Origin of the sequence: Rhodopirellula bahusiensis, assembly GCF_002727185.1 — a bacterium.
Classification (GTDB): Bacteria; Planctomycetota; Planctomycetia; order Pirellulales; family Pirellulaceae; genus Rhodopirellula; species Rhodopirellula bahusiensis.
Genome location: NZ_NIZW01000019.1, coordinates 125,215 through 150,862, shown reverse-complemented (window position 1 = coordinate 150,862; position 25,648 = coordinate 125,215). Strand labels below are relative to the sequence as shown.

Genomic DNA, 25,648 nt, shown 5'->3' with positions numbered 1-25,648 from the left:
CTTCAACCAGGGGTTCCCATGGAAGCCGTGCTACTCGCCTTCATTCTGATGCTGTCCGTTTTCTTGGGCTTTGAGCTGATCGCCAAAGTTCCCGCGACCTTGCACACGCCCTTGATGTCGGGTGCCAATGCGATCTCCGGCATCACCGTCGTCGGAGCAATCATTGCCGCCGGAGCTGACTTGGGCCCTTGGTCGACTTGGCTGGGAGCACTGGCGGTGTTCTTCGCCACTGTCAATGTCGTCGGCGGCTACATGGTGACCGATCGCATGCTGAGCATGTTCAAGAAAAAAGACAGTCCATCGGGAGGTGACTCATGAGCATTGAAGTTCTGGGTTCGGTTTACATCCTCGCTGCCATCTTGTTTGTCTTTGGGCTCAAACTCATGAGCTCCCCAGCAACCGCCGTGCGAGGCAATTTGCTGTCGTCGGTCGGGATGCTGATGGCCGTCCTGATCACGCTCACATCCAAGGAAATCCTGGACTATCGCTACCTGGCTGGCGCAGCAATTTTGGGCGCAGTCGTCGGAGCAATCGCGGCACGACGTGTCGCCATGACGGGCATGCCCGAAATGGTTGCGTTGTTCAATGGTTCGGGCGGCATCGCGAGTCTGCTGGTCGGTTGGGCCGCGCTGTATGGTCAGGAGTCTTCGGCCTTCACGTTGATCACGGTCCTTCTCTCGGTTTTGATTGGTGGCGTGACATTTTCAGGATCGCTGGTCGCATGGGCAAAGCTGTCTGAAACGATCAGCAGTGGAGCAATGACCTTCGCGGGTCAACGTGTCGTCAATGTTTTGCTGCTGCTCGTCCTGTTGGCATGTTCGATAGCGATGGTCGTGAACCCTGCCTACACATTCCCACTGATCTTCGTCGTGATCGGACTGTCGATCTTGCTGGGTGTGATGGCGGTCATTCCGATCGGTGGAGCCGACATGCCCGTCGTGATTTCACTGCTGAACAGCTACTCGGGACTCGCCGCCTGTGCCGCTGGTTTCGCAATCAACAACACGATCCTGATCGTTGCCGGATCGCTGGTTGGCGCTGCGGGTCTGATCCTGACCAATATCATGTGCAAAGCGATGAATCGATCGCTCAGCAACGTGCTGTTCTCCGGATTCGCAGCAACAACCAAAGCCACCAAAGTCGAAGGCGAAGTCAAACCAATCACCGCCGACGACGCCTACCTGATTCTCGAAGCAGCTTCTTCAGTCGTGATGGTTCCAGGCTACGGCATGGCGGTCGCGCAGGCCCAACACGTCGTTCGCGAACTAGGGGAATTGCTCGAAGCCAACGGAGCCGACGTCAGTTACGCCATTCACCCCGTGGCTGGACGGATGCCCGGGCACATGAACGTTCTGCTTGCCGAAGCGAATGTGCCTTACGATCAGTTGATTGAAATGGACGAGATCAACCCACGGATCGAGAACATTGATGTGGCGATCGTGATCGGAGCCAACGACGTCGTGAACCCAGCGGCACGTGAGGATGAGAACAGCCCCATCTACGGCATGCCGATCATCAATGTCGACCACGCAAGAACCGTGTTCGTGCTGAAGCGATCGATGGCGTCCGGGTTCTCCGGCGTCGACAACCCTCTGTTCTTTGGCGAGAACACCAGAATGCTGTTCGGCGACGCCAAGCAATCTCTCAGCAGTGTGATCGCCGAATTCAAATCCTGAGCGACTTCCGAAAGCGTCAGCCGAGGAAACCCAAACAGGCAAACCAACTGTTTGAACCGGTGTCTCACGTCGCTGCCCGGCAAAGTCCGGCCGGCCTTCGCTCCACGCCAGAGACACCCATGCTGGTTCCCAACTCGCGTCTCGCCTGTCTTCGATGAAGAAGCAACGCGACCGCCACGCGAGCCGATGCCCCGCCAGGCACCACACCCCCTCCCCAGCAACCCAGCCGACACCCACAAGCTATCACTGCCACTCCACACCATAAGTAGGCGTGCAGGAGTCTTCAGGTGAGTAAGCCGAATGGCATTAGCAGCCTGTTAATTTAGTCGTATACCGAATGACAACAATTAGCCATTCGGCGTTAGCCCCGGTTGGCGTTTGACTAACCGCCGCTAACGCGGTACGGCTCATTAAATCAACAGCCTGTTAGCCCCGGTTCCCACACGCAACCGGTGCGAACACCCAAACGGCCCACTATGTTTCCCCCATTCGTTCACACTAACTTGCCTAAAAACTTTGCCTGTCGACCTTTGTCGCAAAACTATATTTGGACCGAACATCGAAAAATCCGGAAGCAAAATTCACTCTTATGGCAAATTGATTCCCCTCAAGCAGCATCAACGGACGCGAAAAAAAACCGAGCGCAGCGGCCTCTAGCATGCGTGGTAAAGTGCGAACTCGTTGAATGCCGACCCCCACAAGGCGTTCTAGTATTCACGATGTCCGAAGAAGTGAGAGTATTAAGATGTCATTACAGGTCAATCGTTCCCGCGGATTCACCCTGGTGGAACTGCTGGTTGTCATCGCAATCATTGGTGTCTTGGTGGGGCTTCTCTTGCCCGCGGTGCAGTCAGCGCGTGAAGCGGCCAGACGAATGCAATGCAGCAACCGTTTGAAACAAATGAGCTTGGCACTGCACAACTACCACTCCAGCTTCAACACGTTCCCCTCCACTGGGGTCCTACCAGAAGGGCAGAACGTTGCTCGCTACTATCCAGGTATAACAGTTGCTTTGCTGCCATACATCGAGCAGCAATCTCGCTACGAAACAATCCAGCAGCGTCTCGCCGCGTCGACGTCTTCGTTCAGCCGGATGTTCAATGGACCAGAATACGAATCCATTTTGCCGGGTGTGCTTTGCCCGTCATCTCCGAATTCGTCTCAACCGGCGCCTTATGCAAACAATGCTCGGATCAACTATATGTTCAACATGGGCGACGGCATGCTGAAGCTCGATGCTGCTTGGCACCACCCCAACTACATCAACAACAAATACGTTCAGGCACGTCACCGAGGTCCTTTCCACCTGGAATCTTGGGTCAAGTTCCGTGACATTCTCGACGGAACAAGCAACACGTTGGCATTCAGCGAATCGGCCAGTGCTGGCTCCGGCAACTACTCCTTGGAGGTGAAAGGGAGTTCAGGCTACAACGGTGCTCTGCTCGACCCCGATGGTGCCCAACCTGTGATTCATCCCGACGTATGTGTCACCAGCGTCGTCGATCCGGAAAACCGGAACTTCTACCTGGACCCATGCGACTCCTGGCGTGGAAACTTCTTCCAAACAGGAACGCCATGGAACGGCTTTCACACTGTTGTTCCGCCCAACGGCCCAAGTTGCTGGGACAGTCCGACAGGGTACTGGGCCGCAATCTTCACACCCAACAGCTATCACACCGGTGGTGTTCACGGGGCGCTGTTAGATGGGTCGGTAAGGTTCATCTCCGATTCGATCGACAGTGGAGACCTGACACAATCTCAGCCACTCGCTGGCGAAAGCCCCTATGGTGTCTGGGGTGCACTCGGAACTCACCGAGGTGCCGAGCTACCCGGCGAGTATTGAGTCATATCGAAGCCGGTAGATATCTGTCGGAACACATGCCAGTCTTAGCGTCTGCGGACTGGCGGTTCAGCCAAGATGTCCGAAGCAACAAAGAGCCGCTTGGCATCAAGCAGATACGCATGTGTCTTCAGGTATGTGAGCTGATTGGCGTTGGCCACGGTTCCCGCCCGAAACTGGGGCTGCCCCCCAAACGACGCGGGTGATCAAACCTGATCACTCCTGCCTTTCTGCTTAGCCGCGGCTTTGCGACGTCGAGACTCGATGCCAATGCCATGCGACTGACGAATTCAATGGCCCGCTGGAAGCGAATCGCAGGCACGACATTGCCCAATACCCCAACAGATCATGGGGTATTGAGCTGGAATTCATCGGCGAAGAGAACTCTTCTATTCTGCGGTGCCGTCCATTGGAACGTAAGATTCATCGCCTTTGGACGTCGCACTTGCTTGAACGTCGATCTCTTTGACTGCGTCGCCCAGATCTTCGCTGAACATATTGTCGCCCGAACTGGCCACTTCCACTGACAATGGTGTTGTTCCTGCGGTTCGATATTCTTCTGCGACAACCTTGAAGACTTCAAACTTCCCCGTTTTCAGTGCGCGATCGTAATCGTTGATTTCTTCGCGAGTCGCTCCTTGACCAGGATGCTTCGGGTAGGGATCGCCCTCAGTGACACTCTTGCTAACAATCACTTTGAATTTCCCTGCAGGTGCCCCCTCGTATTGAGTTGATGTCATCAAGGTCGCGGTTCCCTGCTCGTCGGTGGTTCCGCCAACTGGCCATCGAGTCAAAGTCGAGTCTTCTGGATAGAGCACAACGGTGGCGTCGGCGAGTGGAGCGCCAGCCTGAGTGATCGTGATCGACGCAGGGTAGGTATCCGGCATCCCCTCAGGACGTGAGTCCCCGCATCCAGTGAAAAGTAGTGTCATGGTCACAGCGACTCCAACAGTCCCACGCCAGGTTTGGTCAATCTTTCGCATGTCTTATTCTTTGTGATTGAAAGAGGTATCACGCTACAACTGCCAAGATGATGGCCGGGTAGCGATGCCCATGTGTGAATCGGGCACATAGCTCGCAAATATATCAACCTGTTTTACCTGCCATGGATCTCAATACCATGTCGAAAACACAAGGTGCATGAAAGCACCTTCGATCGCATATAGGGAACAGATCGATCTCTCAATCGATATTGCGACCGCGGATTGGAACGCGCACTCTTCCAACTCCGCCCCAAACCAGCATCACTGCCGCAAGGCTCCAATTCATCTGCGACTCAACACCTACCGTTCCAAGCGGCGCAAGCCAGTCCTGCCGTGACGTCAGCCAGCCCTCAAATCAATCAGCCGCACGGCGTGTTAGCCGCGGATCCCACGCAGAGCCACTTTGATTGTTGAGGCGAACGAAAAGTTAAGACCCGATCACTCGACGTCGCGAAGCAACGCATCGGTTTCTTCGATGCGAAAGCGAGTGGTCACAACCGAGTGTTTTTCTGGGCCGGGGCGATACTTGATGTAGGTGGTCGCCACGATCGTTCCATCGGGCAACAACTCGACGCCAGGATAACCACAATCGCGAACGTTCTTCGCGTGACTGTGCAAGAGCTTGATACGATATTGCCCGGGCCGATTCTCGCGAATGTCCTCATAGGTTCCCACCCAAGCCACGAAGTGCCCAAGCGTCGGGCTGCCAGGAGCCTGATCGCGAAACGCGAACACCCAGCGACCGTCCGGCAACGCCACGCCGATGTGCCGATCGCCCGACAATCCCCATGGCGTATCAACGGGTGTGCTCCAGGTCTGCCCCTCGTCGCGGGAGAACATCATCAAACTGCGACCGCGGTGCGTGTTCTCTCGCATAAGGCAGCACAACTCTTCGCCGTCGGGCGAACGAAACACAAACGGCTCGCAGGGATTCTTCCCTTCCACCTCCGCGACAACTCGCGGCTCAGACCAAGTGAACCCGCCGTCCGCCGTGATGGTTTGCAACACCGTCAACGGCGCTCGGTCTTTGCCGTCCGGTCCTTTGTGATACAGCCCCAACGTTCGGCCATCTTTCAGTGTCACCACGCTACTGAACGTCATCACACATGGAAAACCAAGTGGCGGCATCTCCGTCCAAGTCTTCCCATCATCTTCGCTCATGATGCTCGGCATTCCCGGACCGCCACGCTGATTGAGCGCCGCCGAGAACACCCACAATCGTGGCTTCCCCTCGGGATCCGCAATCCGATAGATGCTCGGACAATTCTGATGCTTGGAAAAATTGGGCGGCAACTGATCGTCCAGTCGCGACCACGTCAGTCCACCATCCTCGCTCTTGGCCATCGGGCCGGCGGAGCCACCGTGATTGACACACCAAACACAATAGATCGTGTCGCTCTTCGGCAACCTCAACGTCGTCGGGTGGCCTTGATAGACATCTTCCGTTCCCGCAGCGATGACGACCTGGCGTTCTGTTTGCTGCGACAAATCCACGACCGGTAGATCAGGACCATCGCCGGATGCGACCGAAGTGGCCGAGATGATTCCAGCCATCCAAAGCAAAGGAAGGCAAGCCAAAACGGAGAACAGATTGCTTCGACCAGAGAGCGATCGATTCATGGTCATTTCCAGTGGGGATACGAGGTGGGACTTCGATTCAAAACCGAAAGTCTACTCGCTTCCCAAGTCGTTTTGGCAACGACCGCGTCACGGATGGTCGAGCCAGGTCAATCAAACCCGTTGCCGGCCTCATAAAGCTCTTTGACTTGCTCGGCGGAGAAAGCTCCAGCGAAGATAGCCAGTTCGTCGATCCGGCCTCGCAGTTCTCGGTTGTAGCGGACCGATTCGACATGAAGGGATGACTCGCCCGCACTTGCCTGTTCATCTGAATTCACAGCAACCGGATCCGCGACCGTTGTTCCGAAAGCACCAATGGTGCACGGGCCAAAGGCAAGCGACGTCGTGTTTTCCCATTGCCTTTGCTGCGCGAGTTCGCCATCGATGTAGTACGTGGCCTCTTGCTTTTGAGCGTCAATCGATGCCACCAAATGCGTCCATCGTCCCAGAGGAACTTTCTTTTGCGCCGAGTGAATCGTGTAGGCATGCGACACACCAACGCTCATCCCACCGTTCCTTTGGATGTTCCAGTGATGCTCACCGGATTGCCAGTCTCGCGTGTTGAAAAACGCCTGCAACGCTTGATCAAAACGATTGACCTGAACCCATCCCGAGATCGTCAGTGCATCAAAGGTCCCAGGGACATCCAATTCCACACGATCACCCGCACGTTCCAGCAACAAGGCTCCTTTGTTCGGCCAGCGGCCTGTCGCCCAGATGCAACCTTGGATTTGCCCATCAATGTCCAACCCGGATTGACTCCGATCGCGAAGCAACGTGGGAGCGTCCGCGTCCGGCTCAAAATCAAAGTACAACAGCGTCGAAGGATCTTCACGCCGCGCCGTGCTGTCGGCGAGCCAACGCTGGTATCCGATTTTGCTGCGAGTTGTGAACGCGACATCATCCGTCGACGAAAGATGCTTGGTGCCCACCGAGGTCAAGTGCACAGCGGTGTCCTCCTGGATCCGCCGCGAAGGCAGGTTGGCGGTGTGCACGTTGACCTCGCCGGCAAAAACGTGCAACTCCACGTCTTGTTCTTCGCTGACATAGACACCGAACTCGGTACCCAGGTCTTCGACATCCGCCGTCGGTGTCTGAATCACAAAGCCATGGCCGGTCTCGGGAACGATCGCGCGGGCTCGCCCGGCGTCCATCTTCATCCGCAGTGAATCGACCACGGTGAACCGCGCCGGTGCCTCGATCGACACATCGACCCCACTGTCAAAACGAAGCGTGATGGAACCGTCGGTGAGTTCGTAATCGCCCTTTTCAAAGGAGTTGTCCAGAGGCGACAAACCATCGTTGAACCGGTGGTTGTACCCCGTCACCAACCAAGCCACCTCGGACGAGTTCTGCGTGACTGGCTCGTCGTCAACGGACTGCGGTGCCGTTGTCAACTCCGGCTGCGATTGAGCCACGGTGGGCTCGGGCGACGCTTTCCAAACGCCAGAGGACAACACGCCAACCACAGCAAGCAAACTGGCCGCAGCAGCGATCGTCCGCCATCGGGCATCGATAGTTTGAGGAGATGCAGTGACAAGCGACCGTGGTTCAATCGTCTCAGATTCGATGGAGCTCGACAGGCGAGATCTCGCTTCACTTGGCAAGAACGGTCGCGAATTTTCATCCTCGCCGATGTCTTCGTTCCAGTAGTGTCGCAACTGCGCATCAATTGCCGCGGCGCGGCGAAACCGGTCTCGGTAGCTTCGCTCTGCTTCCAATGCCAACCGAAGTTCGGCTTGCTCGTTTTCGTTCAACTCGCCAAGAAAGTACTTCTCGATCAAGTCATGGATCGGTTGTTCGTTCATGAGAAGAGAGTTCAGAGAGGGAGATCGAAATCGGCCGAGGAAAGTCGTTGCACCACACAGTCGTGCAACTTCACGCGGAGACGTCCGATCCGCTTGTACAAACTATTCGCGGAATGCCCGCCCGCTTCCGCCAAAGCCAACACGCCACCTCGCGAGGTGTGAGGAGCCAGCAACAGCTTTTGATGGTCTTCGCTGAACGACCGCAGACAATGCTGGATCGCGGATTGCTGTGCCTGCCGCATCGCCGCTTCGTCCTCGGCGGATTCATCCATCAATTTGGAGATCAACTCTTCGCTGAGCACCCAATTCTGGCGAGCATGCCGACGCCTCGCTTTCAAAATCTCGAAACGCAAGATGACTTTGGACCAAGGCAGAAACTCGTCGTCCGATTCCAGTTGATGAATCTTTCTCCACATCACCAAACTGGCTTCCTGAAGCACATCGTCGACCGCGTTCCAATCCGGCAGAAACGCGCGAGCGATGCTGGCGAGTTCTCGCTCGTGCTTGAGGAACAGTGATAAGAAGCGACCTTCGTCCATCATCGATTGGGTTCAACTGAGGGGAAGATTGGAGATCGATCGAGCCTACCTGCGGGCCGCCTGATGCTGTCACGCCACCGACAAACTCCCGCTGTCGAACGAACTTGCCGGTCGAAATCGGAAAAAAACGAAGAAAAGGCAGGCAGGTTCCTGCGTCAGCGGGAGTATGCAGGACAACCACCGATCACAATCGGTGTTTTTCTGACGTGCACGCGTCTCGTTGCGAGGTTTTTTATGCTGAATTTCCGTTTCGATGCCTTTCGATCATTCTATCTGGCTGGCGTTGCGGTCGCTGCTCTGGCGTCTTGCGACGTTCTGCCAGGCTCGTTGCAGGCGAATGCCGATGAGATCGAGACGGTGGACTTCAGCAGTCAAGTCAGACCGATCCTTTCCGATCGTTGTTTTCACTGTCACGGCCCCGACGCGGACAATCAAGATTCCGAGTTCCGGCTCGATAGCCAAGAGAACTTGGTCGCTGACCTGGGAGGCTACGCCGGCGTCGTGCCCGGCGATCTGGAGGCCAGCGAACTGATCGCCCGCATTCGCAGCGAGGACGAGTCAGACATGATGCCGCCACCGGACAGCAACCGGTCGCTCAGCGAAGAAGAAAAACAAGTCCTCGAACAATGGGTCGCTCAAGGTGCCCCCTACGAAGGACACTGGGCGTTCGAACCACCAACCCGGCCGAAGGTTCCCACGGCAGCCGTGACCGAATCGGGATGGCCCAAGGACGTCATCGATCGCTGGTCGATGAACCCCATCGATGCCTTCATTGCAAAGAAGCTGCTCTCCAATGAACTCACACCCTCACCCGACGCGGATCCCGCTACCCGCCTCCGACGCGTTTCACTGACTTTGACGGGGCAGCTACCCAGCCCTGATCTGCAAGACAGATACCTGGCCGACCCAAGTGAACAAGCCTTCGAAGAGGCAGTCAATGAATTGATGTCGACTTGGGACTATGCCGAACGTCAAGCATTGCTGTGGATGGACGCCGCTCGTTATGCCGACACCGACGGCTATCAAAACGACCCCGAGCGCAGCAATTGGCCCTGGCGTGACTGGGTGATCCAAGCGTTCCACAACAACATGCCGTTCGACCAGTTCACGGTCGAGCAGCTTGCGGGTGACATGCTCCCCAACGCGACGGACGAGCAACGACTCGCCACCGCGTTCAATCGGAACCACCGTCAAAACAGCGAAGGCGGTGCGTTGGCAGAAGAGTTCTTGGTCGAGAACGTGATCGATCGCGTGGAAACAACCGGAACCGTTTGGCTTGGTTTGACTCTTGGATGCACGCGTTGTCACGACCACAAATACGATCCCGTCTCGCAACGCGAGTTCTACCAGTTCTACGGTTACTTCAATAACATCGGCGAGCGTGGAATCGGCAAAGGCGTGATCGCTAACCCCACGATGAAATTCGCTTCGCCGCTGGCAACAGCACCCCCACAAGAACTCGCGGCGGTGGAGCGGGCCGAACAAGCGATCCAGGACGCGGAGTCGGAAATTCATCAACGGATGGACCAATGGGCTGCCGAAACCCAACAGCTGCTGCAAACATCCCTCGACATGAAATGGCAGAAAGTCACTCTCGATGAGATGCAACTGACCGGTGAAGGGAAACTGGAAAAGGAATCCGAACACACGGTTGTCTTTCAACCCACCGAAGGAAAAAACGCCAACAACGTTGCCTATGAATTCGTGATCCCAGGCGATCTTTCCGGCACGAGCATGTTCAAGGTGACCGCTTTGCCGGACAAGCGTTTCGGTGCACCTCGCAAGTTGGCCCCCAGCGTGAACGGCAACTTTGTGTTGACCGATTTTAAGATTCACGTCGGCGACCAAATCCAAACGGTGCAATCCGTCTCAGCTTCCTTTGCACAAGACAAATACCCCGCGTCGAACGCAATCGATGAGGATCCCAAATCGGGTTGGGCTGTCTTTGGACCGAACGTCGAAGAGCAACCCGTTGACATCACGTTCCTGTTGCAAGAACCGATCCAGTCCGACGCCGAGCAACCCACCAAGCTCACGCTTCGATTCGACAGTTCGTTCGCGAATCACGTCATCGGCAAACTCCAAATCGAACGCTCCACGTCGGCTACGGATTTGCCCAAGCGGGTGACTGGACTGAATCAAAAGCTGAAGGACATCCTGCTGAAGCCCACTGGAGATCGGACGAAAGCTGATCGCAAACAATTGCTGGCCCACTACCGCAAAATTGACCCGCCACTGAAGGCCGCCCAACAACAATTCTCCGCCGCCGATGACGCGTTGATGCAGAAGACGGGTCCCCGTGTTCCGGTGATGGTGATGAAAGAACGCAAGTCGGATCCGCAACCGGCCTACCTTTTGAATCGCGGCCAATACGATCAACCGGTGAAAGACGATCCGTTGCCGCGAGGTGTTCCCTCGGCCCTGCTGCCTTCCTCGGACGCACGCCAACCGGAGGATCGTTTGGAACTGGCACGCTGGATGGTCTCTCGTGAAAACCCGCTGACCGCTCGAGTCACCGTCAATCGGATTTGGCAAAGTCACTTCGGGGCCGGCATCGTCAAAACCGCCGAGGACTTTGGCTTGCAAAGCGAGATGCCCAGCCATCGCGAATTGCTCGATTGGTTGGCCGTGGAGTTCATCGAATCCGGCTGGGATGTCCAAGCGATGCATCGTTTGATCGTGACCAGTGCGGCGTTCAATCAATCGTCCAAGCGGAGCCACGGGCTCAACGACCCCGACCCTGAAAATCGACTGATCAGCCGCGGGCCTCGCTATCGCGCCGATGGGTTCGTGATCCGCGACCTTGCCTTGCAAGTGGCGGGAATTGCCAACGATAAAGTCGGCGGGCCTTCGGTGAAGCCCTATCAACCGAGCGGGTTGTGGGAAAGTGTGGCTGCCAATGCCGGCACGCGATACAAGCCCGATCAGGGCGACAGCCTGTATCGCAAAAGCATGTACACGTACTGGAAACGAGCCGTCAATCCGCCGCGTCAAACGATCTTCGACGCCAGTGGTCGTGAGGTTTGCAACGTCCGCGTTCGACGCACCAACACGCCGCTTCAGGCTTTGGTATTGATGAACGATCCGACGTTTGTGGAAGCCGCCCGCAACCTGGCTCAACGTGCCTTGCAACTCGATGCCACCGACGATGAACGACTCTCGCAACTCGCTTTCTGGGCGATCGCCAAACGGCCTTCATCAACGACCTTGAAAGTGATGTCACGCAGCTTGTCCTACTTCCGAGATCACTACCGCGCTGATCCGGAAGCCGCCGAGAAACTGCTGGCCGTTGGGGAATCGAAACCCGACAAACAACTCGATGCGACGGAGTTGGCGGCGATGACTGCCGTGACCCACCTGATCTTGAACACCGACGAATTCATCACCGTTGAATAGAGAACGTGCCATGAAACCCAATGACATCACTGACGAGCATCGCATGATGCTGACTCGCCGTCATTTCTTTGGCCGGTCGGCATCGGGAGTCGGCATGGCCGCACTGGCGTCCATGATGGGACGCTCGGCGACGGCGGAAACCAACGCGCCCGCGCCAAGCAACGTTCCGCAACCGGACTTCCCTCAGCCCAACGGGGTGATGAAGGAATACCACACGCCGCCCAAGGCCAAACGAGTCATCTACTTGTTCCAAAGCGGTGCTCCGTCCCAGCAAGAGTTGTTCGACTACAAACCGGCCTTGCAGCAACACGAGGGCAAGGAACTGGCTGATTTCGTTGACATGAATCAGCGAGTGACGGGGATGACCGCGGGGCAAAAGTCGTTTCCGATGGCCGGTTCGCGGTACAAATTCGCCAAGCACGGGGAAGCGGGTTTGGAACTCGGCAGCGAGCTGATTCCAAAGATTTCAACGCTGGCCGATGACATGTGTTTGATTCGCTCGATGCACACCGAGGCGATCAACCACGACCCCGCGATGACCTTTTTCCAAAGCGGGAACCAATTGCCCGGCCGGCCCAGCGTGGGATCGTGGCTGCACTATGGCCTGGGCACGATCAACGAGAACCTGCCCACCTTCATTTCGATGGTGTCGCGTGGCACGGGGCGTCCCAACTGCCAACCGCTCTACGATCGACTGTGGGGAAGCGGGTTCCTGCCGTCCACCTATGCCGGCGTCAAACTGATGAGCGTCGGGGATCCGGTGCTGTACCTGAGTAACCCAGATGGCTTTGATGCCAAGGCCCGGCGACGGATGCTCGACGACCTGCAGCAACTCAACCAAGAGAAGCTGGATGAGTTCGGTGATCCCGAGATCCATTCGCGAATTCAGCAATACGAATTGGCGTACCGAATGCAAACCTCGGTGCCTGACCTGACCGACTTTTCGGACGAGCCCCAGCATGTTCTGGATGCTTACGGTCCCGATGTGACGAAACGTGGAACGTACGCCTATAACTGCCTGCTGGCGCGTCGTTTGGCAGAACGCGACGTGCGATTCATTCAGCTTTTCCACATGGGATGGGATCAACACTTCACGCTGCCGAAGCAATTGCCCGGCCAGTGTCGCGACGTCGATCAAGCGACAACGGCGTTGGTGAACGACTTGAAGCAACGCGGTCTCATGGAAGACACACTCGTCGTTTGGGGAGGCGAGTTCGGACGCACCTCATATTGCCAAGGCACGTTGAACGCAGAGACCTACGGTCGCGATCACCATCCACGTTGCTTCTCGCTGTGGATGGCGGGAGCCGGCGTCAAACCAGGGATGTCGTACGGAGCGACCGACGAGGTTTGCTACAACATCACCGAGAACCCCGTTCATGTGCACGACCTGCACGCCACGATGTTGCATTTGTTGGGCATCGACCACGAACGTCTCACCTACCGCTTCCAAGGCCGCTACTTCCGCCTCACCGACGTCCACGGACACGTCATCCGAGACATTCTCACCTAACTGTCCTCGTCGCCCTTAGCCAGGAACCAAACACCTCATTTTCTAACCACCCCACCGCGGTTTCGACCCAAAGGTCAAATGATGGAAGGTTAGAAAATGGTCCAATGCCCCAACCAACCGAGACGTCACAGCGGACTGTGACGGCAACATTGTTCCCAACCAGCCACGTTAACAAGGCCGCCCGCGACTCACTTCAATGCGATCTGATAGCGACCTTCGAGCTCCGAACAGGCAAGCTCAATTCGGCGAGTGCCAAGGGTTTGCGTCCGCTCCCAAATCGGTTCATAGAGTTCGCTGTCATAGAACGGACCCAGCCAACAAGCGTCCCCTAAAGCTCCGTCCCCACCAGCTTCACGAACAACACTCGCAACAACTCCTGTTTGCGATCTGAATTCTCCGACATCCGATCGCGAATTTGATCGATGGTCATCCACTGATGGCCAGCAACTTCCGCAGGATTGCGTGTGATCGGCGTGTCTTCGGCGACTTTGCTCAGCGATCCATAGTACGCCTTGCCTTGCATCGGCCGGATCGAGAACTCGACATCGCGACTGCCTTGTCGCTCGGGGATCGCTTTGCGTCCCAACCAAACCGAACGTCGAAAATGCATCTGCTTTCGACTGACACCAAGCTCAACGTCCAAGCACTGTGACGTCGCCTCTTCAACCGAGGTGTTCTGGGCGATGCCTTCTTGCGGCGGCATCCAAGCTCCACGACCTGCGGTTGGCTGGACCAATAGAAAAGCATCCCGTTCGAGCGACTGAATCAAGCAAATCACCACCGGCCGGTATCCCAGCAGTCGCTCTCGTGTCGGACGATCATACGCCAGCTTACCGGCCACCTTGATCCAATCCAGCATCGGTCATCCCTTTCCAACCCAATGAAACTTCTGTGCTGACAGGGCGGTTTCGCCGTCCCAGCGATACGCCACCAATTTGCCATTCTTGGCCACGCTGTAATCGGTGCAAGCCACGTTGACCGACAACGGAACAGGCGTGCCCGTCAACCAATAGTGACCCACCAACACCGGTGGAGCATCGACGGGGTAACCGACCAATCCTTCGACAGTGGAGGGGTCGATTGCCAAGTCAGGCACGTCGTCCGAGCCGAAATGATAGCCACGGTAGGTCCGCCCCGCAGGCGGCTCGTACCACTTCATCCGAACCGTGTTTCGCACATGTCCGGATTTGTCCACGATTTTGTGCCCAGCTGGCAGCGTCAATTCCGGTCCCTTCAGCACGTCCTCCACAGCAGTGTGCAACCCACTTCCCGTTCTCAATGCCTCTGTCAAAAACGCAGGTGTGAACTGACCGAACTTGTCCAAAGAGGAACTGATCACGCCAATTCCAGCCTCGATCCAAGCCGCGTGCACCACGCGCAAACCGTCAAGTTCCAGCGCCACCGGCAGAGTTCGAAACCAAGCGACCGCATCAACCAATTCTCGCGTCGGCAATTGATCCAAAGTGGCTTGGTGCTGCTTGCGATTCTTCTCAGAGTGCTCGCGATACCACTGGTTCTCAGTTCCTGGAACGGCGGTATGAAATGCGATCGCATTGAACTCGTGGTTCCCCATCACCACACGAGCATCCCCCGCATCAACCATCGAACGAGCGATCCGGATCACGTCCGAGATCGAGGGTCCACGATCGATCAGGTCCCCAACGAAAAGCACCATCCGATCCGCGTGCCGAAACCCTTGGCCGTGTCTTTGATACCCCAGTTCCAACAGCAATCGAACCAGTTCATCCGCATGACCATGGACGTCACCGATGATGTCGTAGTGCTGAGGCAAAACTCGTCATCCTGATTGATGTGTGGCTCGGTGAAGCAGTCGACGGAAATCGACGAGCATTCTGACTAAATCTCGAATACCAAACCGGCCACGGGAGGTGAATATTTGGTTATAGCCGAATCGTCACGCTCGACGGTGCCCGTCTATACCTGACAATTCAGAGGTCGTTCTCGTAAGTATTTTGATGGTTTCGGCAGTTGGTCTGTATAGCGTTTATTTGGTCCGGACGACGATACGACGGAGGTTCCGTTCCTTCAACGATCTTCAACGATGTGGAGCCCTCAGCCATTCGCATCCACTTGGTTGCGACATTGGCGACCACATGCAGGCGACGCCCAAAAGCGGTCACGTTTGTCGACTTCAATCCGTCGCGAAACGCATGGGTCTGCCATGTAGAATGAGTGGGCCAGTCAGCTTGCTCAACCTCAGAATTTGCACCTTGGAGAAACTCTTGAACCGAATCTTTTCTTGTGGCTTGGTAGCGGTCGCTTGTCTTTGCATCGCTTTGCCAGCCAACGCCCACTACCTCTGGATCTCGGTCGATCGAGAACCAGCCTCCAGCGCCGGTACCAATATTTACTTCGAGGAAGCACCTCGTCCAGGAGATGGTTCGTACATGGACCACTTTTTGGGTAAGAGCGATGTTTGGATTCGGACCATTGAAACCCCCAACCCAACTTCGATTCTCGCGGAAGAAGTCAAGCAAGGTGACGACCGCTGGATGCGAACGGAGTTGCCGTCCGCGGAGGAGTACAGCGTGGACGCGTACGGCAAGTTCGGCGTCTACGCATACGGTCAAACCAAGGTGCTCTTGCACTACTATGCGCGGGCCCTGTCCGTCGCCTCCCACGACGCCATGCACGAACTCGGTCGCGCCGAACAAATGGACCTGGATCTGGTGCCGCATGACGAGGGCGATCAGTTCGAGTTCACTCTGCTTTGGCAAGGTGAACCAGTCGCGGACCGCATGGTCTTCGTTCGCGGTGCAAATGGATATCGGAAGAACATCAAGACCGATGCATCGGGTCGCATCGAATTGCAACGACCATCAATGGGGGACCTGACGTTGCGAAGCAGTGTCGAGTTCTCAACGCCCGGCGAAGAAGCGGGCGAACGCTACGAAAAGGCAAGGCACAACATCACCCTGGTCTTGCCCAAGAACGCCCCCGCAGACGGACCGTGACGGTAGGTTCCGATTCCCACCAGACACTCCCTCAGTCAGCACAGCAACCAGCCAGGACGTCACAGGGGACTGTGACGGCGACGATCTTCACAACCCGCCGCGTCAGCAAGGCCAACCAACATCCGCCGCCACGCGTTAGCGTCCAGTTGGCCGTCGAGCCGCCCAATCGGTTCGCAACGGACGAGTCGCCACCATCAGTCCGCCCGTAGCCGTAGGTCCGGTTCCCACCGGACACTCCCTCAGTCAGCACCGCATTCAGCCAAGACGTCTCAAAGGATTGTGACAGCGACATTGTCACAACCCGCCGCGTCAGCAAGGCCACGCTGTCACTCCGCTGGATCTACGATTGCTCCAACAGAGCCTTGTTCAACCGTTCCATCCGACGGAAGAACCACGAATAGTTGCACCACTGGTTGCACCTGATATCAGTCCAGGACAGACCAGACAGCCTCTTTCAGACCAAACAGACGACGACGCTGAAAACGATGCAGACACGAAAAAACCCCACAAACCACTACGCTTTGCGGGGTTTTTGGGAGTAGGCGATATAGAACTCGAATCTGTGACCTCCACGATGTCAATGCCTGTCACGCGACCTGAAAACGTCATTTTCACGGGGTTCCACGCAGATTCCGGTTCCAGGAAATGCACGGAATGGCACCGTTTCACACCCATTCCGTGCACTTTTCAGTGCATCACGCCATCGAAAAAGCCAGTGTTTTCCGCGGTGGACACTTGGCGATTTTTGATGGAATCTGTCACCACACGAAGATTCTTAGCACCTCCACGCTGCTTTCGTGGATAGCTCCAACTGCGTGGCTGGAGGCGTTGGTCACGAATTCCCTGCACCCCCAGTCGAGCCGTTCGACACAAAAACCAACGTTTTCACTGGGTTTCAGGCGAATTCGGATTCCAGGAATCCCGTCCGGTTGCCAGGAATTCACCGGGAAACGTGCACATTTCGTGCATCAAATTTTGCTCGTCCTCAACGCGACACTCTGGCTGGCTATCGGAGCCTGCGCGGAGCCGGAGATAACCTGCTCTCGCTACATCGCCTAAACGTTCCCAACACGCTTCACCGTTCCCTGTTGAGCACCAACGCAATCGAGAACTCGTTCTTGAACACACGTCGCAAGCTTGGTCGCACAACGCGGTTCCGAGATGAGAGCAACCAAGCGAGCCGCTGTCTTTCTCAAGCATTGCTCGAGGCAGAGAAGGGCATTCGCCGGATCTCAGGACAATCATCGTTGGCAGCGTTGACGGCCGCTCTGACGCGACCAAGGCCTACCCCGGAGTGAAACGTCTTCGCCCGCCGACGGACGTGGGACTTTGCTTCATGCGTTCGTTGGACTGAACGCGACATTTTACGAAGTGGTTACGGCCGGAAGCATTGAACCGGAAGAAGGACTGCGGCAACTCGCGACCACAAGCCAGACGCTCCAAGCTAGCGAGCACTTCATCTGCGGCCACTTCATCAAGGCCAACGAAGCTTTCTCTAAATACAACTACAAGACAATTCGCTTTCGCTGAACCAGGAAGTTATTCCTGAGCGGCTCTTTAGAACAGTAAACTACCGATTCGCCCATCCTGATCTCGTTCATCTTCGTCATCTTTGGAAAAGAGATCAGTGGTATGGCTAACTTGTGCTCTGACCAGCGGCTCTCCGCTAGGCCCAAAGGCATTCAGGTAATTTATAACCTGCAAGGCATCGAGCGAAGTGACATCCGCGTCACCACTCACGTCGAGCGACAAAGAAGGTGAATTCTGTGAATTGAGTGCATTGATAATCTGAAGCGCATCGACAGCAGTGACCTCACCGTCTCGGTTGACATCGTATGGCCGAAAACGATCGTACTCAACATCGACGACCTTCGGACTGAGCGGTGTGACGCCCTCAACAAAACTCCAGCCAAACTCGGGCCGCACCTCAATCATTGCGTTGCCTTGTGCAATTCTTTGGAGTTGCAACGTTGCTATTATTTCGGTGGGGTCATTTGTTGTAAATCCGGACAACTCCACACCAACAACCTGTCCCGCTCGATCGTAAATACGCTCAACCGACGACAATGAACGATATGCTGGAGAAACGGCAGCTACATCGTTGAATCGCATAACCTCAGTGTCGTAAGAGACGACAAGAGAGAAGGTCCGCACCTGCTGACTTACCCCGTTGCCAGGAACCTCTAACTGAACATCTAATGTCCCATCTGACGATTCATTGGCGACAACTTGCAGCTTGCCGGTGATGTCGTCAAAAACCTCGACATCGATCGTGCCAGTACGCTCCAGGCCCTCCGCATCCACAGCGGTGACAGTCAACAAATCGCTACCAGAAAAACCTGCAGATGGAAGATAGCGAAGTGTTGTTGACTGAACGCCAACTGTGTCAAAATTATTTACCAGCACACTACTGCCAGCAGACGAATTCACTGACTGAACGACCAAATCCGCCCATTCATACTTAGTGTTTGGGGAACTCCCTAGCTCAGAAAGTTCGAAAACGATCGCATTACCATCGTAGGAAAACGACAAATCGTTCGATCCGGCCTGGCTAGCTACGATCCGGTCCCAAGAAGGAGCACGCGCTGACATAGACGGTAGCAATGTCCCCACCGATTCAACAGGCAACGATATCAACAAGTATCGTTCTTCCACCAAAGCGACACCAGACGTACTGCCAACTCGAGAGACAACCTGGAATTCTCCGTTTTGGTCCCGCTGTGCCTCAAAGTTTGCCCCTCTTAAATCGGTCAATTCGCTGAACTTTGGCAAATCAAGGGTTTGATACAATTCATTGATTGCGGCATCAGCTGCCTCGACACTGCCTTCCGCAGAAAGTAGCGGCGACAACAAGGCTCCGGCTGAGCCAACATCGAACTGTGCGATGTCATTGACGCCAAGCTCACCAGCACTGTTGCCTGCAATGATCGACTCGCCAGCAGTCGATACTTGGCCTGAATACTGCCCCCCTAAGATGGCGATTCCCGAACCAAACTCCGAGACATTGCTGGTAACCGCAGTTGAGCTAAGCCGGACGACCCCAGCTGTCGAAATTGCACCCCCAAAATAAATGCTTTCGTTTTCGACGAGGACCGAATCTGTTAGATCCAGTAGCCCTTGATTATTGACAGCACCACCACCTTGCCCTCCCGAAGCACGATTGCCAACGAACGCAACCTGGTCTCCCAGAACTGAGCCAGTGTTGTAGATTGCACCACCCTCAACCGCAATCGAGTTAGCGATCGCTGCGTTACTAATCACTAGGTGCCCACTGTTAAAGATCGCACCACCTCGCTCTGCAGAGCCACCAACGATCGACACGTCTCGCAACTGCAGCTCCCCCGCATTGAGCAACGCGCCTCCCTGTTGCACTTCCCCACCAATCAAATGCATTTGAGATAGACTTAAACTCGATCCTGAAAGGACACTGAAGATGCGATGACCTGCTGAACCGCCAATTTGCGTCCCCGGCCCGCTGCCGAAAATCGAAAGCTCACCACTAATAGCAGGAGCTCCTTCTGGAATATCAACAAAGCCCTGGGGGAGCGTAATTGTATCAGCTTCTTGAGTTGAGTTTGAAAGCTCGATTGCGCTTACCAACGCTTGCCCCAGCGATGTGTCCGCACCACTCTCAATTACATAGGCAGCTAACAACTCCCTCGACTCTAAACCTTCTATCGAAAGCCGCCTAGCTCGCATACCATTTGTCATCTTAAACCCCTGAGGTTTTTGGCCGAGTTACCAAGCTGATACTGAACATTTGCGTGTCTCTCGTATGACCCACAGTTACTGCACCATCAACGGGCGTCCCTGACCACCGCCACTTTGATTATACACCTGCACTACGACGAGGGAAACGTAAAAATAGTTCCCGTGCATCAGGTAGATCCAGCAAATCGCAGAACCCACCAGCTTTTCGCATCATGCGATATCAAGTTGCCTCCAACAGCAATCCGCCAAGCAAATACCGCTGAACAACGACACAGCGGCGCGATGCTCAACGGTACACTCGCAACCAATCTCTGATTGCAACAAATTTCTAACGAAAGCTACCTAAAGAGTGTTTAAGTGCGCAATTACTGCTGTCGCATCAGCCGACTCTAAGATTTCGTTTCCGTCCACATCGTAATAGTCAGGAGCATCAGCATCAACCTCTTTAAACAGCAGGGGCGTTGGCTCCGACGAACGGCGATTCAATTCGTTAATAATGCGGAGTGCATCGAGCGCTGACGCATACCCAGAGTTATCCACGTCGTACTTATCGTCTGGGTCCGTCGTATTGTTCTGCCAAGGATTTCGACCCAACGCGTTGATAACAATCAGTGCATCGAGAGCCGAATTCGTAAAATCGAAATTAACATCGAGCAGAGGGTCATAAGGACCGCCAATGTTCAAATGGTTGATTACAGCGTTTGGGTCATCAACACTTACGAACGAATCGCCGTTTGGATCATAGTTGTAGACCACGCCAGAAGGAAACCCCTCCACCGAACCAGGGTCCTCCGCCGAAACGAGAGATGGTGCAACAACGCTGAAAGCAAACACAAGCAACAAAACACTTCTTGACATCGAAAGCCTCAATAACTTTCCAGAAAGAAAACTGGCAGGTGCCAGTCGTGAACACCACAACAGAACTCAAGTAACAGAGCTACGTTCAGTGAGAAACCGCTTTATCTTCTTTGTTTTTCGGGTGTAGCAAAGTACGACCTATCGAAACCAGTGAGTCAAACCTGTTGCGTTGAAGTGGAGCGAGCACTTTTCTAACTTCACGTTCCCACGTTTCCAACTCAAGTGTCATCGAGACAAAATCACTGTCATCGATCTCCTTCCAACGGTTCTGGTGCGCGGACCGAGATTTGCGAATTTCAACAAGCTGTTCGGGCTCAATCTCTATTGCTTCGACAAGCACACGATCGGTCAAGATGGCGCATCCAAGAAGGTACGCCTGAACCCCTACGACCTCGCGGCGCCGCCGCTCTCCTAGCAAGGAAGCCAATTCCTCATCTGCCTCCTCGAATCGCACCTGCATCAGGCTGCGCAGGCTTTGCAACCGGAGTTCGGCCTCTTTTTCACTTGCATTCATTGCACCTTGAAGATTAACCAACTCAAGATCTTCATTGGTCACGTGCAGCCCGGAAAGAAGGTTCTTCATCTGCACCAGCTCGCCATCATTCAACCGAAGGTGCTCTGCCATAGCAATACAAATTTTCAATCGCCCAAAGGCTCCAGAAAACTCGGGGACCGACTTTCTCGCCAGTGCTTTCTCGACGTCGGCTTGCGAAACCAACTCCTTTTGCTGGTCACCCTCATTCGAAAGGCAGAAATCCATTCCGCCAAAGCCAAGCAAGAAGCCAAGTAGACAAGGCAAGAACCTAGAAGACGAAATCATCAAAATAGCCCAAAACAAAACACCGAATCCCCAGGTAGGCGCGACACCACCCGAAAAGGCTGCTCAATACTCTACCCCTCTAGCGCACACTGCGCCTACCCCCTCCGACGAAATTTCCCGGGAAATTTCTAGCCTCCGCGGCCAATGAGATTGCCAGCCGCACCCAAACGCTCCCACTCTGCGAGGCACCCGATGCGTGTCCAGCCAAAAAACTCGCTACGATTGAGGCACGAAGGCCTACCAGGATCACACTGCATCGCCGAAACCGCCCCGTTGATGAAATGAGCTCAAATTGGCCGAACTGCTCCCCAAATGAACCGCCCCACTCAGCAACGGGCGGCCCAAACGACACGTAATCACCTGTCCCAATGCCGAGGCCGCCTGACTCGCTGCAATGATCGCGATTCACTCGCCCTTTCAGCCCTGAGACTTCGCTTGCTTCGTTCCGCTCACCCTTTCCAAGGCACCTCTCTACCGCGGGCAGACCGCCATTTGCCTAAAAAACCAACTCCCATAGCGAACGCATCTTGCCTTGACGATTCATGCAAGCCGAATGACAAACACCGAAATGCAATATTCAATTGAGCACACAAGACGCCTAGCAGATGCCCTCCTAGGACAGAAGCAATTTTCAAACGCCAAATCGTCGTATTCTAAGATCCTGAAGGTCGCCCCCAGCCAGATAGACTGCAGAGAAAAAGCCCGAAGATGCGTCCAGAACTTGCCCCTATCGGACAAACACGGCTTTATTGATGCCTGCCTTTCCGCAATCAGGAATGAACGGCCAACTGCAGGCGACGCCATTCCCGGATGGCTATATTCCAGCCTTTTCGAAGCGAAATTCTCAACGCCGAGCCACCTTTGGTCACCTACTAAAAAAGCCGACAAGGCCAACAATCACCATCCCGGGAGTGCAATATGCAAACAGCGCAATCCATACAACCTACTGTCTGAGCTGATCGGGACAACAGGCCCCACAACCCTCTTCAATTCGATGCAATTCGTTACCAGAGGAAGCGAGGCAGCTGTCCTGTTTGATTCAACGCGTGCGCGGACGCCCCAGGATCTCGAACCAACCGACGAGTTAGAGCCCGACCTAAACGTCTGCATCATAGGAGGTGGCTGCGTTGGTCTAACGCTCGCGAACAGCTTGAAGATCAGCTTCGGAAGCCGTGCTCGCATACTGGTCATAGAAAACCGAACGTCTTCGCCGCACATAAAAGAACCTTACGGAAGAAAATGGCTAACCTACATCCCGATGGAGACGCTCAATGGCTTAATCGACCCAACCGTTTCGACACTAATTTCGCGAGTTGGCACAAATGGAATGATTGGCGTGCCACTGAACATTTATGAAACTCTAATGCTGCTTTCGTCAAAGTGTCTTGGAGTCGAATTCTTCTTCGGTGAATGCGACGAAATACTGCGAGAAAGCCAAGCTAGCTGGGACATCACGTTCGATGCGACCGGTGGCCGGCTAATACAACAGAGCATCAGCCACTCATCTGCAAACGAACTTGGACCAACATTCATTGCTGAAAACACTCTCAACTACGACCAAGGCTTTAGAAAGTTCGGCCTTCCGTCACACAACTTACCTAGCAAGCTTGAGATAGCAACAATATGGCATGGCCGGTATCTGCGACCATTAGTCCAAGGGCAACCAATTGCTGTCCCGAATCTCAAAATAACCGGAATCCCATTTGCTATTTTCGAAGAATTAGTTAGTTGGTGCCATCACCACAACGACGATGCAAAATTCTACATTTGGCCCGGCAATCTCCAGGCTCCCTTTAACGAGGCCCTCGTTTTCATTTGCTTGACACCCCCTGAACACATATTCTTCAAAAAGAACGTAACGTCACCAACAACGCTCTCCGAAGTGCGCAGGCTCTTGCACCCTGAACGATCAACGGACGAAAGAACCGTCGAATTATTAGAGCTCATCAACAACCGAGACTCGCTTGGCAACAGCAGAATAGAGCCCCCCTTTGTATACTCACCGTATTTCCTACCAGAAGGTGATTACATCGAGCATCAGTTCTCATCGCCGCTAGTACCGGTCGGCGACACTGTCTACAACGGCAACCCGAAAGTCGGCAACGGGCTTGCTCGCCACCTCAAAAACGCATGCCGCATCCACGATATACTTCTAGAGAACTGGAAATGAATCGAAAAAGTGAACTGAACTAGTTTGTACTCGCCGACAAGCGAGCCCTGATGTTTCCTGGTATCCCATCCTGGCCCTTTACCCCCAAGCCAAGCAACCACACAATGCAACCTCTCGAACAAACCGACGCCCCAGCACCAGAAACAGCAACCCCCTACGACCGAGTTCCATACAAAAGCTTTCCTTTCCGCCAGAGCCATCCCGAACGCCTGGCTACTATCGCGAAGCTATACGGCATTGAATCCCCTTCCATTGCAAGCTGTAGAGTCCTCGAAATCGGGTGTGCATCAGGTGGAAACCTCTTGCCAATGGCCGATCGTTTCAGAAACAGCGAGTTCGTTGGAATCGACCTATCCAACGCTCAAATTAGTGCAGGTCAAAAAATTGCCAAAGAAGCAAATCTATCAAATGCAAGACTCGTCCATTGCGACGTAAGATCGATCCCTTCAGACCTGAAAGATTTCGACTACATCATCGCTCACGGTGTATTTTCGTGGATTCCAAACGACGCCCAGACCGCACTTTTAGAAACCTGCGGACAGCTACTGACTCCGCTAGGCATCGGCTATATCAGCTACAACACTTTTCCTGGCTGGCGAATGCGGGGGATGATCCGCGACATCATGAGCTATCACACTCGAAAGCCGGGCAAACCGGAGGATCAAGTCAGAAAAGCCAGAGCACTTCTCAATTTCTTGGCGGAATCAGTACCGGTCGATGGAAACCCATATGGCATGCTCCTAAACACAGAACTTGAGCAACTGCAAGACAAGGAGGACTACTACCTGATCCACGAGCATCTTGAGGAGGTGAATGAGCCAATCTACTTCTCAGAATTTGCCGAACGAATAGAGAAGGCCGGGCTGCAGTACTTAGGCGAAGCGGACTTCTCGGTTATGGCAATCGAGAATTTTTCACCGAGCGTCGCATCCATGCTGAACAATTTGTCTGAAAACATTGTTGAAAAAGAACAATACATGGACTTTGTCCGCAACCGCATGTTTCGCCAAACCCTTGTCTGCAGGGATAGCGTGTCCATCGACAGAGGTCTTTCTCCAGCTCGTCTTCGCGAGCTCCACATTTGCTCGAACACAAAGCCTGCCGAGCCCATTCGCAGCCTGAGCGACAACAGCCCGGCAACGTTCGAGTCGGGGGCATCAGTCACAAAAACCACTGACCCTATCGTCAAGGCGGCACTGGCGCACCTAGGAACAATCTGGCCAAACTACATTTCGTTTGGACGACTGGTAGCGATTGCGAGATCACTGATCGCCGAGCAGGCTTCAATTGTCGATACGACCGGCTCCAGCTCAGAAGCCGACCGGCTTGGCAAATCACTATTGCGCTGCTATGCCACAGGCCACGTAGAACTATCAATCGAGCCTGCACAGTATTCGCCAACCCCTCCTGAGCAGCCGCGAGCAACAGACTTAGCACGGACGATGGCTGGGCAAATAGGATTTGTAACAAACTTGCGACATGAGACTGTCAATCTGTCGGACATCGAAAAGCGATTGCTTCTAAAGCTTGACGGCACAATCACCGTCGAGCACCTCGTCACCGAGGTCTGTGAACTCATGGACCAGGGACTGCTGATCGCTCACCAGAACGGAGAACCTGTGACCGACGCAGATATCTGCCGCGCCATCGCAGACGAGGTCGTAAGAGACTCACTGAGCAAATTTTCAAAAATGGCACTGCTGATCGAAAGCTAGAGGCAGACGATCTTCGTTTAGACGTGA

18 protein-coding genes and 1 pseudogene are annotated in these 25,648 nt (G+C 54.7%); 9 read left to right on the top strand and 10 right to left on the bottom strand.

Features of this window, described 5'->3' with window-relative positions:
* The first annotated feature begins 18 nt into the window (after positions 1-18).
* The 3 genes from CEE69_RS22475 to CEE69_RS22460 all read left to right on the top strand — a co-directional run bounded on the left by CEE69_RS22475 (position 19) and on the right by CEE69_RS22460 (position 3,519).
* Positions 19-318, top strand: a complete 300-nt coding sequence (locus tag CEE69_RS22475) for an NAD(P) transhydrogenase subunit alpha (RefSeq protein ID WP_047813211.1) — start codon at positions 19-21, stop codon at positions 316-318.
* Positions 315-1,676 (top strand): NAD(P)(+) transhydrogenase (Re/Si-specific) subunit beta, encoded by a 1,362-nt coding sequence (locus tag CEE69_RS22470; RefSeq protein WP_099262857.1) that lies wholly within the window; start codon positions 315-317, stop codon positions 1,674-1,676. The genes CEE69_RS22475 and CEE69_RS22470 overlap by 4 nt, the downstream gene beginning before the upstream one ends.
* Before the next feature lie 745 nt (positions 1,677-2,421).
* Positions 2,422-3,519, top strand: coding sequence for a DUF1559 domain-containing protein (locus CEE69_RS22460; RefSeq protein ID WP_158231065.1), 1,098 nt, complete (start codon positions 2,422-2,424; stop codon positions 3,517-3,519).
* Positions 3,520-3,905: 386 nt separating this feature from the next.
* Here the strand turns inward: CEE69_RS22460 and CEE69_RS22455 are convergent, their stop codons facing one another.
* The 4 genes from CEE69_RS22455 to CEE69_RS22435 all read right to left on the bottom strand — a co-directional run bounded on the left by CEE69_RS22455 (position 3,906) and on the right by CEE69_RS22435 (position 8,466).
* The gene (locus tag CEE69_RS22455) at positions 3,906-4,499 is read right to left on the bottom strand and encodes a hypothetical protein (protein ID WP_099262854.1); all 594 of its coding nucleotides are present in this window, start codon (positions 4,497-4,499) and stop codon (positions 3,906-3,908) included.
* 438 nt (positions 4,500-4,937) lie between these two features.
* Complete coding sequence (locus CEE69_RS22445) at positions 4,938-6,119, bottom strand: sialidase family protein (RefSeq protein WP_233215521.1); 1,182 nt, start codon at positions 6,117-6,119, stop codon at positions 4,938-4,940.
* Between the two features lie 107 nt (positions 6,120-6,226).
* Positions 6,227-7,924 (bottom strand): LamG-like jellyroll fold domain-containing protein, encoded by a 1,698-nt coding sequence (locus CEE69_RS22440; protein WP_099262851.1) that lies wholly within the window; start codon positions 7,922-7,924, stop codon positions 6,227-6,229.
* An 11-nt stretch (positions 7,925-7,935) separates the two neighbouring features.
* Positions 7,936-8,466 (bottom strand): sigma-70 family RNA polymerase sigma factor, encoded by a 531-nt coding sequence (locus CEE69_RS22435; protein ID WP_099262850.1) that lies wholly within the window; start codon positions 8,464-8,466, stop codon positions 7,936-7,938.
* A gap of 231 nt (positions 8,467-8,697) precedes the next feature.
* Here CEE69_RS22435 and CEE69_RS22430 point away from each other — a divergent pair, with 231 nt between their 5' ends.
* Both CEE69_RS22430 and CEE69_RS22425 read left to right on the top strand, forming a co-directional pair.
* Positions 8,698-11,859: a PSD1 and planctomycete cytochrome C domain-containing protein gene (locus CEE69_RS22430; RefSeq protein WP_099262874.1), complete on the top strand. Its 3,162-nt coding sequence runs from the start codon at positions 8,698-8,700 to the stop codon at positions 11,857-11,859.
* A 10-nt stretch (positions 11,860-11,869) separates the two neighbouring features.
* Entirely contained in the window at positions 11,870-13,372 is a 1,503-nt protein-coding gene (locus tag CEE69_RS22425; protein WP_099262849.1) for a DUF1501 domain-containing protein, read from the top strand.
* Positions 13,373-13,700: 328 nt separating this feature from the next.
* Here the strand turns inward: CEE69_RS22425 and CEE69_RS22415 are convergent, their stop codons facing one another.
* Complete coding sequence (locus CEE69_RS22415) at positions 13,701-14,231, bottom strand: NUDIX domain-containing protein (protein ID WP_099262847.1); 531 nt, start codon at positions 14,229-14,231, stop codon at positions 13,701-13,703.
* Between the two features lie 3 nt (positions 14,232-14,234).
* Positions 14,235-15,164, bottom strand: coding sequence for a metallophosphoesterase (locus CEE69_RS22410; protein ID WP_099262846.1), 930 nt, complete (start codon positions 15,162-15,164; stop codon positions 14,235-14,237).
* Positions 15,165-15,615: 451 nt separating this feature from the next.
* Between CEE69_RS22410 and CEE69_RS22400 the strand changes: the two genes are divergently transcribed.
* Positions 15,616-16,347, top strand: a complete 732-nt coding sequence (locus CEE69_RS22400; protein ID WP_233215520.1) for a hypothetical protein — start codon at positions 15,616-15,618, stop codon at positions 16,345-16,347.
* Between the two features lie 31 nt (positions 16,348-16,378).
* On the opposite strand, the gene CEE69_RS22395 is transcribed toward CEE69_RS22400, so the two are convergent.
* Entirely contained in the window at positions 16,379-16,639 is a 261-nt protein-coding gene (locus tag CEE69_RS22395; protein ID WP_143549312.1) for a hypothetical protein, read from the bottom strand.
* 715 nt (positions 16,640-17,354) lie between these two features.
* Here CEE69_RS22395 and CEE69_RS22390 point away from each other — a divergent pair.
* Positions 17,355-17,645, top strand: a pseudogene (locus tag CEE69_RS22390) (IS256 family transposase); the annotation flags it as partial.
* A gap of 259 nt (positions 17,646-17,904) precedes the next feature.
* Here CEE69_RS22390 and CEE69_RS22380 read toward each other — a convergent pair.
* The 3 genes from CEE69_RS22380 to CEE69_RS22370 form a co-directional block, all read right to left on the bottom strand.
* The gene (locus tag CEE69_RS22380) at positions 17,905-20,001 is read right to left on the bottom strand and encodes a dockerin type I domain-containing protein (protein ID WP_158231064.1); all 2,097 of its coding nucleotides are present in this window, start codon (positions 19,999-20,001) and stop codon (positions 17,905-17,907) included.
* Positions 20,002-20,400: 399 nt separating this feature from the next.
* Positions 20,401-20,916 carry a dockerin type I domain-containing protein gene (locus CEE69_RS22375; protein ID WP_143549311.1) on the bottom strand — a complete coding sequence of 172 codons (516 nt, stop codon included), beginning with the start codon at positions 20,914-20,916 and terminating at the stop codon, positions 20,401-20,403.
* 85 nt (positions 20,917-21,001) lie between these two features.
* Positions 21,002-21,736, bottom strand: a complete 735-nt coding sequence (locus CEE69_RS22370) for a hypothetical protein (RefSeq protein WP_099262840.1) — start codon at positions 21,734-21,736, stop codon at positions 21,002-21,004.
* A gap of 553 nt (positions 21,737-22,289) precedes the next feature.
* Between CEE69_RS22370 and CEE69_RS22365 the strand changes: the two genes are divergently transcribed.
* Both CEE69_RS22365 and CEE69_RS22360 read left to right on the top strand, forming a co-directional pair.
* Positions 22,290-23,906: a hypothetical protein gene (locus tag CEE69_RS22365; protein WP_099262839.1), complete on the top strand. Its 1,617-nt coding sequence runs from the start codon at positions 22,290-22,292 to the stop codon at positions 23,904-23,906.
* Between the two features lie 104 nt (positions 23,907-24,010).
* Positions 24,011-25,621: a methyltransferase regulatory domain-containing protein gene (locus CEE69_RS22360; RefSeq protein WP_158231063.1), complete on the top strand. Its 1,611-nt coding sequence runs from the start codon at positions 24,011-24,013 to the stop codon at positions 25,619-25,621.
* Positions 25,622-25,648 lie beyond the last annotated feature (27 nt).

What these genes read in the sequence shown, in the direction of transcription:
- CEE69_RS22475 (WP_047813211.1), top strand. Translation starts at nt 19, where the DNA reads ATGGAAGCCGTGCTACTCGCCTTCATTCTGATGCTGTCCGTTTTCTTG.
- CEE69_RS22470 (WP_099262857.1), top strand. Translation starts at nt 315, where the DNA reads ATGAGCATTGAAGTTCTGGGTTCGGTTTACATCCTCGCTGCCATCTTG.
- CEE69_RS22460 (WP_158231065.1), top strand. Translation starts at nt 2,422, where the DNA reads ATGTCATTACAGGTCAATCGTTCCCGCGGATTCACCCTGGTGGAACTG.
- CEE69_RS22455 (WP_099262854.1), bottom strand. Translation starts at nt 4,499, where the DNA reads ATGCGAAAGATTGACCAAACCTGGCGTGGGACTGTTGGAGTCGCTGTG.
- CEE69_RS22445 (WP_233215521.1), bottom strand. Translation starts at nt 6,119, where the DNA reads ATGAATCGATCGCTCTCTGGTCGAAGCAATCTGTTCTCCGTTTTGGCT.
- CEE69_RS22440 (WP_099262851.1), bottom strand. Translation starts at nt 7,924, where the DNA reads ATGAACGAACAACCGATCCATGACTTGATCGAGAAGTACTTTCTTGGC.
- CEE69_RS22435 (WP_099262850.1), bottom strand. Translation starts at nt 8,466, where the DNA reads ATGATGGACGAAGGTCGCTTCTTATCACTGTTCCTCAAGCACGAGCGA.
- CEE69_RS22430 (WP_099262874.1), top strand. Translation starts at nt 8,698, where the DNA reads ATGCTGAATTTCCGTTTCGATGCCTTTCGATCATTCTATCTGGCTGGC.
- CEE69_RS22425 (WP_099262849.1), top strand. Translation starts at nt 11,870, where the DNA reads ATGAAACCCAATGACATCACTGACGAGCATCGCATGATGCTGACTCGC.
- CEE69_RS22415 (WP_099262847.1), bottom strand. Translation starts at nt 14,231, where the DNA reads ATGCTGGATTGGATCAAGGTGGCCGGTAAGCTGGCGTATGATCGTCCG.
- CEE69_RS22395 (WP_143549312.1), bottom strand. Translation starts at nt 16,639, where the DNA reads ATGTCGCTGTCACAATCCTTTGAGACGTCTTGGCTGAATGCGGTGCTG.
- CEE69_RS22375 (WP_143549311.1), bottom strand. Translation starts at nt 20,916, where the DNA reads ATGTCAAGAAGTGTTTTGTTGCTTGTGTTTGCTTTCAGCGTTGTTGCA.
- CEE69_RS22370 (WP_099262840.1), bottom strand. Translation starts at nt 21,736, where the DNA reads ATGATTTCGTCTTCTAGGTTCTTGCCTTGTCTACTTGGCTTCTTGCTT.
- CEE69_RS22365 (WP_099262839.1), top strand. Translation starts at nt 22,290, where the DNA reads ATGACAAACACCGAAATGCAATATTCAATTGAGCACACAAGACGCCTA.
- CEE69_RS22360 (WP_158231063.1), top strand. Translation starts at nt 24,011, where the DNA reads ATGCAACCTCTCGAACAAACCGACGCCCCAGCACCAGAAACAGCAACC.